This is a genomic window from Pseudoalteromonas sp. T1lg65, from assembly GCF_051930985.1.
Classification (GTDB): domain Bacteria; phylum Pseudomonadota; class Gammaproteobacteria; order Enterobacterales; family Alteromonadaceae; genus Pseudoalteromonas.
This window is the reverse complement of the sequence record NZ_CP196837.1, coordinates 2596397-2611437: the sequence shown is the minus strand read 5'-3', so window position 1 is coordinate 2611437 and position 15041 is coordinate 2596397. Positions and strand designations below refer to the sequence as shown.

Here is a 15041-nt window from a genome sequence, read left to right as displayed (position 1 = left end):
CTATGACAGACAGCACGAAAGAGCAGGAATTCCAGAACGATATTATCAGGGAAATGGTTGCAAACGGTTGGGTGCAAGGCCAGTCTGAGCACTACAATCGTGAATTTGCATTGTACCAACAAGATGTACTGACCTTTATAAAAGAAACGCAAGGCAAAGAGTGGCAAAAGTTTTGTAAGGTTTACCCCGTTGACTCAGAGCGCCATTTTATAGAAGCGCTGGTGGCTCAGCTAAAAAAAGCAGACAGTAATGCCACCGATAAAGTGTCGCGCACCTATGGCACTTTGGGCGTGTTACGCCATGGCTTAAAAATTCGCAATGCGCGCTTTTCATTGTGCCAATTTAAGCCTGAGCATGATTTAAACCCCGATACGCTTGCTCGCTATGAGCAGAATATTTGCCGTATTGTACCTGAGTTAGTTTATAGCCCGTACGCTACGCAAGCGCATTTTACTATTACGGGTAAAAAGGCAAAAAGGTGGCGTATTGATTTGGTGCTGTTTGTGAATGGCTTACCCGTTGCAACCTTAGAGCTAAAGTCTGAATTTAAACAGACGGTTGACAATGCCATTAAGCAATACAAACGTACCCGTTTACCCAAAGATCCAGTCACTAAAAAACCTGAGCCGCTATTGACCTTTAAGCGCGGTGCGTTGGTGCATTTTGCGCTCAGCCAATATGAAGTGTATATGACCACTAAACTGGTAGGAGATGACACCTTCTTTTTACCGTTTAACAAAGGTACAAGTGAAGGTGGCGCAGGTAATGATATTCCAGTCGATGAAAACCGTTATGCCACAGATTACTTGTGGAATGAGGTGTTAACGCCAGCTAACTTGCTGAATATTATTGGCCGTTTTATTCATTTACAGATTGAAGAAAAGGAAGATTGGGAAGGGCGTAAAAGCAAAAAAGAAACCTTAATATTCCCGCGTTACCACCAATGGCATGTTGTCACTAAGCTAATTGGTGCAGCGATAGAAGAGGGCACAGGTAATAAATACCTTATTCAACACAGTGCAGGATCGGGCAAGTCAAACTCCATTGCGTGGACCGCACACCAGCTTTCAACCTTGTATGATGCTAATGGTAACAAGCAATTTCATTCAGTGATTGTAGTAACAGATAGAACAGTTCTTGATGATCAGCTGCAAGATACTATTTACCAATTTGAACATGCCGATGGCGTTGTACAAAAGATCAATGCTAAGGAAGATAAAGGGCGTTCAAAATCAGAAAAACTTGCCGAAGCGCTACAGAATTCTGCGCCCATCATCATAGTCACCATTCAAACCTTCCCATTTGTGTTGAGCGCCATTGAAAACAGTACCAGTTTAAAAACTCGTAACTACGCGGTAATTGCCGATGAAGCACACTCATCGCAAAGTGGCTCAACGGCACGGCAATTAAAAGAAGTGTTGATGACGGATGAGGTGGGTGATGACGAACTCACTTCAGAAGATATTTTAGATGCAACCATTGCCGCTCGCCGTGGTAGCGCCAATTTAAATTACTACGCGTTCACAGCAACCCCCAAGGCGAAAACACTTGAGCTATTTGGCCGTTTACCCAACCCTGAGTTGCCCGCTTCTAAACAGAATAAACCCGCAGCATTTCATGTTTATTCGATGCGCCAAGCCATTGAAGAAGGCTTTATTCTTGATGTATTGAAAAACTACACTAACTACCAAGTGGCGTATCAATTAGCGCAAAAAATTGAAGCGGCAGATCAAGAAGTAGATAGTAAAAAAGCCAAAGTTAAATTGAGCCAATGGGTACGCTTGCATGAATACAACATTGCGCAAAAAGTAAAAGTGATTGTTGAGCACTTTAAAGCCAACGTAATGGGCTTATTGGGCGGCCAAGCCAAAGCGATGGTTGTGACTAGTTCACGTAAAGAAGCGGTACGCTATAAATTAGCTTTTGATAAATATGTGGCTGAAAACGGTTATCAATCTATTCGCGCTTTGGTTGCGTTTTCAGGTGAAGTTGAATTTGACCAAAATGACCCTGATGCCATCGCTTTGCTTGACCAAAAATTCACTGAAAAAAGTATGAACCCAGCGCTTAAACAAGATATGCGTAAGGCATTTGATACCGATAGTTATCAATTGATGCTGGTGGCGAATAAATTTCAAACAGGGTTTGATCAGCCCAAACTATGCGCTATGTATGTGGATAAAAAACTCGGTGGTGTTGAGTGTGTGCAAACGCTGTCACGCTTAAATCGTACTTATCCGGGCAAAGCCCAAAGCGGCACCTTTGTGCTCGACTTTTATAATGAGCCGCAAGATATTTTAGAGGCATTTCAACCTTACTATCAGACGGCTGAACTGACTGACGTGACAAATCCTGACGTGGTGTTTGAATTGTTTGAAAAGCTGCGTACCAGCGGTATTTTCTTATGGAATGAGGTTGAGCAGTTTGTTGAAGCGTTCTTTACCAAAAATAAATCGAATGCGGCTATCAGTAACATTTGTAAGCCTGCTGTGGAGCGTTGGCAAAAACGTTACAGCTCATCAGTTGAAGCCTACATCCAAGCGAAAGAGATGTTTGAGCGCACCAAAAAAACAGGTGATGCAGTGTTGATAGCCAATGCTGAAAGTAGCTTTAAAGAGTGTAAGCAAGAAAAAGACCGCCTAGAAATATTTAAAAAGGACTTAGGCAGCTTTACCCGCTTTTATGAGTTTATGTCGCAGATAGTGGACTACGACGATAAGGAGCTAGAAAAGCTAAGCTTATACGCTCGACACCTGCGCCCATTACTACGTGAAAAGGTGATTGAAGAAGATGATATCGACCTTGATAACGTTGTGATGAGCCATTACCGATTGTCTAAAATTCGCCAGCAAGATATCCAGCTCAAAGAAGATACGGCGGAGTATCAACTTGAACCAAGCAGTGATGTGGGCAGTGCAAAGGCCAAAGACAAAAAAGAAGAGTTTTTGTCTAACATTCTTGCTCGCCTCAATGAGGTATTTATCACTGATAACCTCACTGACAAAGATATGATCAACTACGCCTTCACTGTACGTGACAAGTTGACTGAAAACGAAACGGTGATGAGTCAAATTGCCAATAATACCCGTGAACAAGCAATGCTTGGCGATTTTCCAAAAGCAATTGATGATGCCATCCTAGATAGTAATGAAGCCCATCAAGAGCAAATGATGCAGTTGTTATCAGACCCATCTAAAACCGCTCAGTTTGCAAGAGTGGTGTTTGATATGTTGTATGGGTTTAAAAGATAACATTAGGGTAAGTGATTTGCGGTATTGCACTATGTCGTAAAGCATAAGAGAAAACCTATGGCATTCAGTGAATTTGAAATAAAACGAATAGAAAAAGTAGTGGGTGAGGCCGTTGAAAAGCGCCGCCAGCCTGTGCAACTGCGAAATGAACTTGATATTGGCTTTCGCATTGACAACCAAACCGTGTTTATTTTTGAGCGCCGCCCGGATTGGCGTGATAAAACTCAATGCAATGAATTTGATAACGTAAAGCTGACGTACGTTAAATCACAAAAGGTGTGGAAGATTTACTGGCTGCGGCAAAACCTAAAATGGTATAGCTATGAGCCAGATCCAACGGCGAACACCATTGAGCGTGCGCTTAAGGTTGTAATGAACGACGAATTTGGTTGTTTTTGGGGTTAAATCAAGTAATGCACGGCTTCACAAGCGAAAACCGCTGGAACCAATATAGGTTTTTTTGTTAAAATTTCGGCTTCATCACATCAAAAGCCTCACAATAGTCAAAGATGGCTCAAAGCGTTCGGTTGTATTTCTGCGTTATGTATTAAAAAAGCATGTTATTGACTCTGCTTCCAAGGTTAGTTTTCTAATCAAACCAAAGCTATTTAGAGATTAATCGTAGTCACGCATTTCTACACGTCGCTTTGAGCATAATTATTTACGTGTGCTTTTATTAAATTTTATAAGGGAAAAATGAAAAGTTTTACATTAGGCGTCACTTTGCTATCGCTGTCTGCTTTTGCAAATGCAGACACTACCGTGGTATCGGAATTGCTGGTAGGCAAGTCCCTAAACAAAATTCACACAGCCCGTCAGGCGGATGCTTTCAGTGGCTATGACGATTCGTTATGGTCTAATTCGTTTGGTTTTCGTTTGGGAGTTGAGCTGAACGATTATTTGACGGTGGAACTGGCTAAACACCTGCATGGTGAAGCAAAAAATGAATTTACTGTTACACATAGCAACTCTATTCCAGGTAGCGCTGATGATGGTTTTGAGCGTGTGTATCATTTCAAAATACCAACAGAAGTAGAATCAACTAGGTTGGGGGTCAAGGGTCAAGTAGCGCTCGTTTCAGACGTGTTTGCGCATGCCAGAGTGGGTATTGCACACTGGCAATACAAAAGCAACTCACCGGCTCGACTTGTTAATCGGCACGTACAGCAAGATGGTGGTGATAGTGGTAATGATGTTTACGCCGGTTTAGGATTTAAATATCAGATTTCAGACAGCTTGCATGTCGGGCTTGAGTACTCATTTTTTGTAATAAAAGAAACAAAAGTGGATGACTATACAGGACCTGCATCTTATAAACACTATGTAAATGACGTATCTGCTATGGTTGGTTGGACATTTTAACGACTTGCAGCGTGGATCGATTGCCGATTTGCATTCTCGACAAACGCTTGGCTGAGCTTATGCAAAGCCAAGCTGATCTATAGATAGTTGCTCAAAAGGCAAAGTCACACCTTTGTCACTAATCTATCGTGATTCTTTCATCGTTCGTTTCCTAAAAGGTAACAATACTCTCGTATCTTGTGCGACTTGTTAATTTTTAGTCATCCAGATAGAGCAAAAACAACGATGAAAAACCTTTTTCCAGTAAAACTCGCCTTGTCGTTTGCATTGACGGCGGGGGCTAGTGTCACACACGCTGACTCACTTTCTTATCAAACTGAACTAAAAGTAGTCAGTGCCAACCTTTGGCATGATTTAAGTGCGAAAGCGCATTACTACAATGCAGGTGTTGCAGAGTTTAAATACTTGGAAGCAGATGTGATTTTTACCCAAGAAGCGGACGGAGTTAACGCAAGACTGGCGAACGATCTGGGTATGTATTTTTGGCAAGGTGACTATTCGACGAGTTCAATGGGAATATTGTCTAAATTTCCAATTAAACACGTGATCCAGCGCGATGCAACCGCTAGCCATATTGGCGCTGTTTTGGACATAAATGGTCGCGATGTCGCGGTTTGGTCTAATCATTGGAACTATACCGAATACGTATCTTACGACGCCCGTGGTGGCAATGGCTCAACATGGGCGGCAAGAAAGCATTGTAAAGCGGTCAGTGACAGCGAGCAGTTAGATATTCTCAATGATAAATCGCAACGGCCCTCACAGGCGGCGAGCTTAATCACAGCGATGAAACCTTATATTGAAAATGGTACGCCAGTTATTGCTGGTGGTGATACCAACGAACCCAGCGGACTCGATTGGACATCAGCGACCGCCAACATGTTCGATCACCAAGGTACAGTCTATGATTTCAAATCGCATCGTATCGTTCGTGCTGGTGGATTAACCGACAGCTATCGCGAACTCTATCCAAACCCAGTGACCCATCCGGGCATATCATGGCCGTTTAGGCAAGAAGATAGCTGGACTAGCGGCAGCAGCTATGTCAAAGAATGCGGTCGAGCGCTAGACGACAGGGACCGCATCGACTTTATTTACTACAACAAAAATACAGTGGGTGTCACCCTAAAAAGTGCTGCATTTGTAGGGCCGCACTTTAGTAATTTCTTTACGGGTCCTGATGGTCAAGATGGCAATTACAATTGGCAAGACCCCATTGCTGGACGGCTAATCAATGAATCAACTCAAGAATCGCAATATGGACTCTATGATTTCCCATCTGATCACTTGTGGTATCAAACCACCTTTGTGATTCAAACGCCTTCAGATACGAGCGTCAGTGACTCGCTTGATTTCAATGCCAAATTTGAAAACGTCGCTTTGAGTGCTGCGGGTAATGACCTAAAAGTGACATTTACCTTGGGTAATACGCAGCATTTGGGCAAAAATGTCAGTTATCAAGTGAACGCGACCACAAAAAATGCCAATCCCTCGGATCAAAGTGGCGGCGTAATTAACGTGGACAGTGATTCGTTCAACAAACAACTTACACTGACAATTCCAAACGCGTTTTTGGCTAACCAATTTGCGCAAGAGGAAATTCAATTACGCTTATTCCACAACAACGGCGCATCACCGAGAGTCGATGCGGTGGTGGATTTACATTGGTCAGAAATCAGTGCGCTTATTAATCTTGATCCTCATACCGAAACTACTATCAATACTTCTAAACAAGTCTATGCAGTCAATGAAGCTATCGTCGCAAATTTCAGTGATGCACCGGGCAATGCTAAAGACTGGATCGGGATTTATTACGGGGGAAATCCGAGCGATGGTTCAGTGTATTCAATCGACTGGCAGTATATTCATGGCGAAACGTCAGGAAGTAGAACGTTTGACGGATTAGCGGCTGGCGAATACTTGCTTAGAGTGTTTGAAAACGACGGGTACACATTACTGGCCGAAACGAGTTTTTCAGTACGTTAATATTGATAGAGATAGATAATGCCCTGCAGGAGCAATTTTTGACAGGGTATTATCATTCCTGCTTGTTTTGCCCAATGGGTGTCATGTAACATCTTAAAAAGACACTATTTATTGTTCGTGCTAACAATGTCAAAATCAGAGCGATTACTGTTTCCTAAAAATTTCAAATATGTTGTTTACGCAATGTTGGTGATGTGTGCTGTGTTGCTGGTCGAGACTTTACTTGGTTTACCGATAGGGCGGCTGGGCATAGTTCCACATAGTACTGCACACCTAACGGGGATTATAAGCGCGCCGTTTGTACACGGAAACTGGCCACATCTTATTGGCAATTTGTTAGGCTTGACCATCAGCGGCTACATCGCCAGTCGCTTACCACGGTTTAAACGTGCGACTGTATTTATTTTTCTCACTACTGGTTTGCTGGTATGGTTATTCGCGAGCCACGCGAATCATATCGGCGCATCAGGCATTGTGATGGGGTACTACGGGTTGTTGTTGGGCTCAGCGGTGTTTCATCGCAATGTTATTGGTATTTTGAGTTTTGTGGCACTTATTGTAGCGACTTATTATGCCAATATTAACTTCTTCGCGACCTTATTTGATTTCTCTGCGAATACCAGTAGTGCAAGTCATATTTTTGGGTTTATTAGTGGTTTGGCCGCAGCCTATCTTACAAAAAGCCCGCTAAAGTAACGGACTTAATTACCTTTTACTTTCAGCGGCTAGCGGTTTTCGATAACTCTATCTTTTACCCACACACCCGCATTTTTAAGTTGACTGTCAACAAAACTACCGTTGCTGCAGGTGCCACGTTTCCATACTGCACCACTGCGGAAATCATCGGAGTAATTCCAATTAGTCCAACTGATTTTTTTGTGTTCCATCAGGTCGATATACTTTTGTGCGCTGTCAAAATCATTGTCACCATCTCCGTCGTAATTTTGCGTGCCCCATTCGCTCACAAACACTGGGAGTACATCTGAGGCGCGATCTAACACATTACGGTAATAGTCTTTATGAGATGCGGCGTAAAAATGAAAGGTATACATGATATTGTCGAATTTCACCGGATCATCCAGTATATCTTGAACGCTGCCCCCACTTGAGGCACCAAACGTCGCCCAGCCATGGGTACCGATCAAAATGAGTGATTCAGGTTCTATTGCGCGGATCACGGGAATTATCTCATCAGCATATTTTCGCACTTCAGTCCATGTGACACCGTTTGGCTCATTCGCCACATCGTAAATAATGTTGTTTCTAGATTTGTTTGCAGAAACGACATCAGTGAAAAACTTTTTCGCAAAACTTAAGTTATAGTTCGGATCCCCCGGATTAAGTTGATGCCAGTCAACTAGTACATACAAGCCACGTTCACTCGCCATTTCTATCAATTTATTCATCTCTTCAGTAAACTTTTCAGGATTGGTCGCGTAGCCACTTTCTTGGACATACATACTCAAACGAATGATATCAGCCTGCCACTCTTCAGCGAGCACATCTAAGGATTGCTCGGTTAGGCATTTATTAAGGCCATACCATTGCAAACCGTGGCTGCTCATGCCGCGCAGTTGTACGACTTCACCTGATTCACTACAGACACGGTTATCACACACCTTAAGTTTGCCATAACGCTGCACTGGAGTGATGCGTTCGCCGCTACTACAAGCGCCAAGGTATTGCCAAGCTGCGGTGGTGCCTGGTACTGAGGTCGTCCACCAATTAGCTTGATACAGTTTGTCGTTGTAGTGCATTTTATCACCGGTAGTGGCATGACTAGGCACGCCTTGCCAGTTAGTTTGCGTCCAATTAGGGTACTCGTTGACTCCCTCGCAGTTAGCAGCAAATGCCGTGTTGATAGATAGCCCCAGAGAGGCTGAAAGGATGGATAATTTTAGATAGTTCATCGATACATTTCCTTAACATGTTGTTCTTATTTAAGGTAACTCACTCCAGAGATTTCACCCTAAGACTTTGGTCTAGTTTTGTGGACAAGTGGCTAGTGTTTGCCGTGATGACTTCATTTAGAAAGTATCTAAACTCAGCTGCGGATAGCCGAATTTTTCGTACTGACTGTTAAACACATGGAAACCCAACGAATGTGTGTATTTTGTTATTTTTATGTTTGTTTTTAATGCGTTTTTTTGTAGTCTCAATACACTTAAAGTAAATGTACTAGGACCGTTTTATGGCAGCCACCAGCCTGCAGATTGAAAATTTAGAAAAATTACTTACCCAAATCTCGACACTGCAAATGAAAACACTATCCACAGGTGCGGTGTTTTATGCCAATGTGCAAAATGGAGAGATCTTACTGTCGACCAATAGCGGCTGGTATCAGTTTGACGTTGATGAATTATTTCGGTTGTTATTCGATGTTGTTTTTCGAGAATCAATACAGGTAAAAGCCTATCGCGGTGAGCACAAAATTGTGCACTATAAGCTACCATTGGTGCTGTATTTACTGCGATTATGCGATTATCAACTGCCAAACATAGAATCAGCAGTTGCATCTATTCAAGTCGCAGAAATCAGTGATGATGAAGGTGAATTGCTCCACGAAAAGTACGATACCTATCTGCAAGAAAAACGCATGAGACGACTTTATTCTCGTACACGCGAGATGGAAGCTCCTCAAGAGATAGTTATAAATAAAAGAGCATGGGATGATTCTGGATCTTCGAGTGATAGCATTGACTTTTTAGCGCCGGATAAAATAGCAGAAGCTAACGAATATTTTAATGTTGACTTACTTTACGCAACGAGCCGAGCACGTAACAGTAGTATCGGTCTATTCGGTAGCGAAAAAGTTAAACAGTTAAACTATGGGGTTGCTCATGTTTCTTTGCCGACGATTCATGAAAAGGGAGTCGTGGAACGTCCGCCGTTCTATGAGAGAGCGTTAAGGCTGTTTAATATTGAACGAGCCGATCCAGCTAAACACATAGTTCTAAAAGGTGATAATGCACTTTCTGAACGCGACTTTTTTAATAGTGTCGATACAAAGTCTGATTGCGTGGTGTTTATTCACGGGTTTAACGTCACTTTTGAAGAAGCTGTGTGTCAAGCGGCGCAGCTTAAGGTTGATTTAGCGTTTGATGGCCACTTTTCACTATTTAGTTGGCCGTCAATTGGAGATCTTAGAGGTTACGTCGCGGATAAAGATAGAGCGGTTGGTGCAGGTCACTTATTAGCGACTTTTATTGAAAAAATGCTCCAAGCTAATACCGGGAATTTGTACATCGTGGCGCATAGTATGGGAGGATATTGTTTGTCTCAAGCGATGAAATCACTCAATGCTGATATTAATACGGGGCGAATTAAGATAGCACTTGCTGCACCAGATATTGACCAAGAAGATTTCAAAAATATTTATGCTGATAGCTATACGCGTCACGCAGATAAAATCACTATCTATGCATGTGATAGAGATAGAGCTTTATTTGTCTCAAGGCTATTACATCAGGGCAGGCGAGTAGGAGATGCTAAACCGATTACCATTTTTAGTGGCATGGAGACCGTGGATGCATCAGAAGTAACCAAGTTTTTGTCTTTAAATCATTCGTACGTATTTCAAGACCGACGGGTATTACTGGATCTAGATCTTTGTTTGTTTCAGGGGTTATCGCCTAGAGCACGTCATCTAAGACCATTACCAAGTCTTCTTGAACAGACACATTGGGGTTTTGATCCTGTCTAAGTTTTAAAGTAGCCACGAGTGATGGAGTCAATTAAAGTCTCCATCTATTACGGCAAACTGAGTGATTATCCCGGGGCGTCGCCAGCAACTCTTTCAATCCCTACTTTAATCCCTTATTATTTCAGCTTATTCAGTCATATTGCTTGTGCCGATAGGCACTAAAGGTTAGACGTTCCAGTTATGCAGTTATCACCTAGTTTATCGGCACTTATTGAAGCACTTCGTTGTCTTCCAGGTATTGGTCCTAAATCAGCGCAGCGCATTGCGTTTCACTTGCTTGAGCGAGATCGTGACGGTGGCACCCAGCTAGGCCAATCTCTGACGCATGCCATGGCAGCCATTGGACATTGCAGCAGTTGTCGTACTTTTAGTGAAGTTGAGGTTTGTGATCTTTGCTTAAGCGTAAAACGACAAGACTCAGGCTTATTGTGCGTTGTTGAATCGCCAACGGATGTGTTAGCCATTGAGCAAACTGGTCAATACCAAGGCTTATACTTTGTGTTAATGGGTCACTTATCGCCTCTTGATGGCATTGGTCCAAACGAAATCGGCTTGGATGTATTAGAGAAAAAGCTTATGGCAGGTAACATCAACGAGGTCATCTTAGCCACCAACCCAACGGTAGAAGGTGAAGCTACTGCACACTATATTTCCGAGTTGTGCGATAAGTATCATGTCGACGCATCAAGAATTGCGCACGGTATGCCCGTGGGGGGGGAGCTTGATTTAGTCGATGGTATGACGCTAATGCATGCGTTTAGTGGTCGTAAAAAACTCGCCACAGGTCAATAAACGTTTGTCACTGTTCTGTTTAATCGCACTAAACAACCTCAGCTGCGAATAAATAGAACAGTTGATATTAAAAAGTTAATTTTTCTCTTGAAACTCTCTGTTCTCACCCCATATACCTAGCATACCAAACAGATTGTTTTTACAAACTGCACTAAATTGCTTAGATCGGAGAGAACAATGACCGCAGCACAAAAAGAAACATTAGGCTTTCAAACAGAAGTCAAACAACTACTAAACCTGATGATCCACTCTTTGTATTCAAATAAAGAGATCTTTTTACGCGAACTGGTTTCTAACGCCTCAGATGCCGCAGATAAATTACGTTACTTAGCGCTTCAGAATGGTGACTTGTATGAAGGTGATGCAGATTTACGTGTTCGCATTAGCGTAGATAAAGATGCAAAAACCATCAGTATCTCAGACAATGGCATCGGGATGACGCGTGATGAAGTCATTAGCTCCTTAGGAACTATTGCAAAATCAGGCACCGCAGATTTCTTTAAAAACCTAACTGGCGACCAAGCGAAAGATTCACAGCTGATTGGTCAGTTCGGGGTGGGTTTCTACTCGGCATTTATTGTTGCCGACAAAGTGACAGTTCGTACTCGTAAAGCGGGTGAAACACAAGCCGTTGAGTGGGAATCCCAAGGCGAAGGTGACTTTACTATCGCAGAAATCGACAAGCCAGAGCGCGGTACAGAAATTACTCTACACCTACGTGAAGATGAATTAGAGTTTCTAGAGTCTTATCGTTTACGCGGTATTGTGACTAAGTACTCTGACCATATTTCTATTCCTGTTGAACTTTACAAAGATCCAGTGCCTGAGTCTGAAGGCACAGATGGCGAGAAGATTGAAGCAAAGCCAGGCGAGTGGGAAGCAATTAACAAAGCTACAGCGCTTTGGACACGTGATAAGTCAGAGATAACAGACGAAGAATATAAAGAGTTTTACAAGCACGTTGGGCATGACTGGGAAGAGCCGCTGTCATGGGCGCACAACAAGGTAGAAGGTAAAACTGAATACACTAGCTTGCTCTACATTCCTAAAAAAGCGCCATTTGATATGTACAACCGTGACCGCCAGAGCGGCCTAAAACTGTACGTACAACGTGTGTTTATTATGGATGATGCCGAGCAGTTTATGCCAAGCTACCTGCGTTTTGTAAAAGGTCTGCTAGATTCTAACGACTTACCACTTAACGTATCTCGTGAAATCTTACAAGATAACAAGATCACGCAAGCGATCCGCAAAGGCTGTACGTCTCGCGTATTAAAGATGCTTGAGCGTATGGGCAAAAACAAACCAGAAGAATATCAAACATTCTGGAACGAGTTTGGTAACGTAATTAAAGAAGGTCCGGCGGAAGATTTCGCAAACAAAGAAGCGATTGCCAAGCTACTTCGCTTTAGCTCAACACATACTGATGAAAGCACACAAAATGTATCGCTTGAGCAATACGTTGAGCGTATGAAAGAAGGCCAAGACAAGATTTACTACGTGGTTGCTGATAGCTTTGAAGCTGCGAAAAGCTCACCTCACCTAGAAATCTTCCGTAAGAAAGGCATTGAAGTGCTTCTGCTTTCTGATCGTGTTGATGAATGGATGATGAGCCACTTAACTGAGTTTGACGGTAAATCAATTCAGTCAATCACGCGTGGTGATCTAGACCTAGGTGATATGGACGATGAAGAAACCAAAAAAGCACATGAAGAGAGCGAAAAAGAAGTTGCAGGGCTACTTGAGCGCATTAAAGAAGTGCTAGGTGATAAAGTAAAAGAAGTAAGATTTACACACCGCCTTACTGATTCACCAGCTTGTGTGGTTGCAGATGACCATGACATGAGCTCGCAAATGCAAAAGCTAATGGAATCTGTGGGTCAAGCTGTACCTGAGTTCAAGCCGGTATTTGAATTGAACCCTGAGCATCAATTGGTTAAACATCTTAACCATGAGCAAGATGAAGACAAGTTTGCGCAGTGGTCACAAGTACTGCTAGACCAAGCGATGCTTGCTGAACGTGGTAGCTTGAAAGATCCTGCGGGCTTTGTCAGCCGTCTGAACAAGCTCATGTTAGATTTACAAAAGTAATGTTATAAAAGTAAAAACCAAAGCCAGCTAAGTTAGCTGGCTTTTTTTTGTCGTGCTTTTTAGCTGGTTATTGAAGCGCTTTTAATGCGTTTACGGCTGAAGCGTAATCAGGCTCAGTAGCCAGATTTTCAACCAGCTGCTTGTATACGATTGTATGGTTTTTATCCAGCACAAAAATTGCTCGGCTAAGCAGCCCCATATCCTTAATGAGTAGGCCATAATTCTCACCAAACGAATGCCAAACTGAGTCGGACAAGGTTTTTACTTTATCGATATTTTCGGCTTTACAAAAACGCTTTTGTGCAAAAGGCAAATCAGCACTAATGGTCAACATAGCAACGTCAGGAAATTGTGTTGCGACTTTTTCATTGAAGTGTTTGGTTTGCAGACTGCAAATTCCTGTATCTAAGCTTGGCACTACACTAATCAATACCGCTTGATTAGCAAAATCTTTTAGCGTAACAGGTGAAAAGTCGACATCAGCTACTTTGAAATTTGGAGCGGTTTGTCCTTCTTGTACTCCTTGACCTAACAGCACGACAACTTTGTCTTTTGCTTTTACTTTACCAAGATCAAGCTGGTTCTCCGGAAGTTCAAAAGCTGTGACTACAGAACTCGCTAATAACCCACTAATTGCTAACATTTTTAGCATAATCTATTCCCTACCAAGTTAACTGAATTGAGTTGAGTGTATTATACTGGTTTGGTGTGTCCAAGCGATTATGACAATTTGATTGTCAACAATGCATTGTTTTATTAACATGTGTCGTAATTTTAAGCTTTTGACTCATAACTATAAATAACTTGCCCTATAATGTACTCATAATAGGTAAACAGCAAAGAGAGCTTGTATGTCAACTTCAGTCCTTATCTGTGACGATTCTAAATTAGCCCGTCGGCAACTGGCGCGTTCGTTGCCGGATGATTGGGATATCAGGGTAGAATTTGCAGAAAATGGATTCGACTGTATTGAAAAAATTAAAAAAGTCTCGCCTGAGATCTTGTTCCTCGACTTAAACATGCCACAAATGGATGGCTATGAAGTACTACAAGCTATTTCCGAACAGGGTTTGTCAGTACTTACTGTCGTTGTTTCCGGTGATATACAGCCTAATGCTCACCAGCGCGTAATTGAATTAGGTGCCATTGATTTTATTCGCAAGCCTTGTGATGCACAAAAGCTCGTGGATATTATTGAGCATCATGGAATAAGAGACAAAGCGAAGCGAGAAAACTTAGTTCATAAGCTAGGTGAACAGCTAGAACCTGAAATTCGAGATATTTATCAAGAAATTACCAATGTCGCGATGGGCCAAGCAGGAGATTTATTGGCTCGTTTATTAAACGTATTTGTTGAACTTCCGATCCCTAACGTAAATGTATTAGAAGTAAATGAATTACATATGGCATTGCAGTCAATAGACGCCAACGCCACGACATCAGGTGTTTGTCAGGGGTTTATTGGCGGGGGAGTGTCTGGCGAAGCATTACTTTTGTTAAATGACTCGAGCTTTAAAGAAATTGCCTCGTTGATGAATTACCATGGTGAGCTCAATAATAAAGTTGAGTTAGAACTTTTAATGGACATCAGCAACATATTGATTGGTGCCATTTTGACCGGTTTATCCAAACAATTGGATATGTCGTTCAGTCAAGGCCACCCGGTTGTGTTAGGGCAGCACGGCGATGTTGCCGAACTCGTAAAGGCCAATAAAGACCGCTGGCAACGAACGCTGGCGATAGAAATTAGCTATGGAATAGAGCATCACAATATTAACTGTGATCTGATGTTATTATTTACTGAAGATTCACTTAAAACCCTGAAATATAAAGTCGCGTACTTACTGGATGACTAA

Annotated in this window: 11 protein-coding genes; 9 read left to right on the top strand and 2 right to left on the bottom strand. The window is 42.4% G+C overall.

Going from position 1 to position 15041, the window contains the following annotated elements:
• Positions 1-2: 2 nt before the first annotated feature.
• The 5 genes from ACSLBF_RS11450 (at position 3) to ACSLBF_RS11430 (ending at position 7295) form a co-directional block, all read left to right on the top strand.
• Positions 3-3251: a type I restriction endonuclease subunit R gene (locus ACSLBF_RS11450; RefSeq protein ID WP_440053526.1), complete on the top strand. Its 3249-nt coding sequence runs from the start codon at positions 3-5 to the stop codon at positions 3249-3251.
• Positions 3252-3308: 57 nt separating this feature from the next.
• Positions 3309-3656, top strand: coding sequence for a DUF3024 domain-containing protein (locus tag ACSLBF_RS11445; RefSeq protein WP_440053525.1), 348 nt, complete (start codon positions 3309-3311; stop codon positions 3654-3656).
• A 291-nt stretch (positions 3657-3947) separates the two neighbouring features.
• Positions 3948-4613: an outer membrane beta-barrel protein gene (locus tag ACSLBF_RS11440; protein ID WP_440053524.1), complete on the top strand. Its 666-nt coding sequence runs from the start codon at positions 3948-3950 to the stop codon at positions 4611-4613.
• 225 nt (positions 4614-4838) lie between these two features.
• A complete protein-coding gene (locus ACSLBF_RS11435) occupies positions 4839-6599 on the top strand; it encodes an endonuclease/exonuclease/phosphatase family protein (protein WP_440053523.1) in 1761 nt (586 codons plus the stop codon).
• Positions 6600-6725: 126 nt separating this feature from the next.
• Positions 6726-7295: a rhomboid family intramembrane serine protease gene (locus tag ACSLBF_RS11430; protein WP_440053522.1), complete on the top strand. Its 570-nt coding sequence runs from the start codon at positions 6726-6728 to the stop codon at positions 7293-7295.
• 29 nt (positions 7296-7324) lie between these two features.
• Here ACSLBF_RS11430 and ACSLBF_RS11425 read toward each other — a convergent pair whose 3' ends face one another.
• The gene (locus ACSLBF_RS11425; protein ID WP_440053521.1) at positions 7325-8509 is read right to left on the bottom strand and encodes a cellulase family glycosylhydrolase; all 1185 of its coding nucleotides are present in this window, start codon (positions 8507-8509) and stop codon (positions 7325-7327) included.
• Between the two features lie 281 nt (positions 8510-8790).
• Between ACSLBF_RS11425 and ACSLBF_RS11420 the strand changes: the two genes are divergently transcribed.
• From ACSLBF_RS11420 to htpG, 3 genes are all read left to right on the top strand, one after another.
• Positions 8791-10302: an alpha/beta hydrolase gene (locus ACSLBF_RS11420; protein WP_440053520.1), complete on the top strand. Its 1512-nt coding sequence runs from the start codon at positions 8791-8793 to the stop codon at positions 10300-10302.
• Between the two features lie 180 nt (positions 10303-10482).
• Positions 10483-11094 carry a recombination mediator RecR gene (gene recR, locus ACSLBF_RS11415; protein ID WP_440053519.1) on the top strand — a complete coding sequence of 204 codons (612 nt, stop codon included), beginning with the start codon at positions 10483-10485 and terminating at the stop codon, positions 11092-11094.
• A gap of 177 nt (positions 11095-11271) precedes the next feature.
• Entirely contained in the window at positions 11272-13185 is a 1914-nt protein-coding gene (gene htpG, locus ACSLBF_RS11410; protein WP_440053518.1) for a molecular chaperone HtpG, read from the top strand.
• A 67-nt stretch (positions 13186-13252) separates the two neighbouring features.
• Here the strand turns inward: htpG and tpx are convergent, their stop codons facing one another.
• A complete protein-coding gene (gene tpx / locus ACSLBF_RS11405) occupies positions 13253-13837 on the bottom strand; it encodes a thiol peroxidase (protein ID WP_440053517.1) in 585 nt (194 codons plus the stop codon).
• 199 nt (positions 13838-14036) lie between these two features.
• Between tpx and ACSLBF_RS11400 the strand changes: the two genes are divergently transcribed.
• Complete coding sequence (locus ACSLBF_RS11400) at positions 14037-15041, top strand: response regulator (RefSeq protein ID WP_440053516.1); 1005 nt, start codon at positions 14037-14039, stop codon at positions 15039-15041.

Bases quoted from the DNA above. Each gene is read 5' to 3' on its own strand.
- ACSLBF_RS11450 (WP_440053526.1), top strand. From the start codon at position 3: ATGACAGACAGCACGAAAGAGCAGGAATTCCAGAACGATATTATCAGG.
- ACSLBF_RS11445 (WP_440053525.1), top strand. From the start codon at position 3,309: ATGGCATTCAGTGAATTTGAAATAAAACGAATAGAAAAAGTAGTGGGT.
- ACSLBF_RS11440 (WP_440053524.1), top strand. From the start codon at position 3,948: ATGAAAAGTTTTACATTAGGCGTCACTTTGCTATCGCTGTCTGCTTTT.
- ACSLBF_RS11435 (WP_440053523.1), top strand. From the start codon at position 4,839: ATGAAAAACCTTTTTCCAGTAAAACTCGCCTTGTCGTTTGCATTGACG.
- ACSLBF_RS11430 (WP_440053522.1), top strand. From the start codon at position 6,726: ATGTCAAAATCAGAGCGATTACTGTTTCCTAAAAATTTCAAATATGTT.
- ACSLBF_RS11425 (WP_440053521.1), bottom strand. From the start codon at position 8,509: ATGAACTATCTAAAATTATCCATCCTTTCAGCCTCTCTGGGGCTATCT.
- ACSLBF_RS11420 (WP_440053520.1), top strand. From the start codon at position 8,791: ATGGCAGCCACCAGCCTGCAGATTGAAAATTTAGAAAAATTACTTACC.
- recR (WP_440053519.1), top strand. From the start codon at position 10,483: ATGCAGTTATCACCTAGTTTATCGGCACTTATTGAAGCACTTCGTTGT.
- htpG (WP_440053518.1), top strand. From the start codon at position 11,272: ATGACCGCAGCACAAAAAGAAACATTAGGCTTTCAAACAGAAGTCAAA.
- tpx (WP_440053517.1), bottom strand. From the start codon at position 13,837: ATGCTAAAAATGTTAGCAATTAGTGGGTTATTAGCGAGTTCTGTAGTC.
- ACSLBF_RS11400 (WP_440053516.1), top strand. From the start codon at position 14,037: ATGTCAACTTCAGTCCTTATCTGTGACGATTCTAAATTAGCCCGTCGG.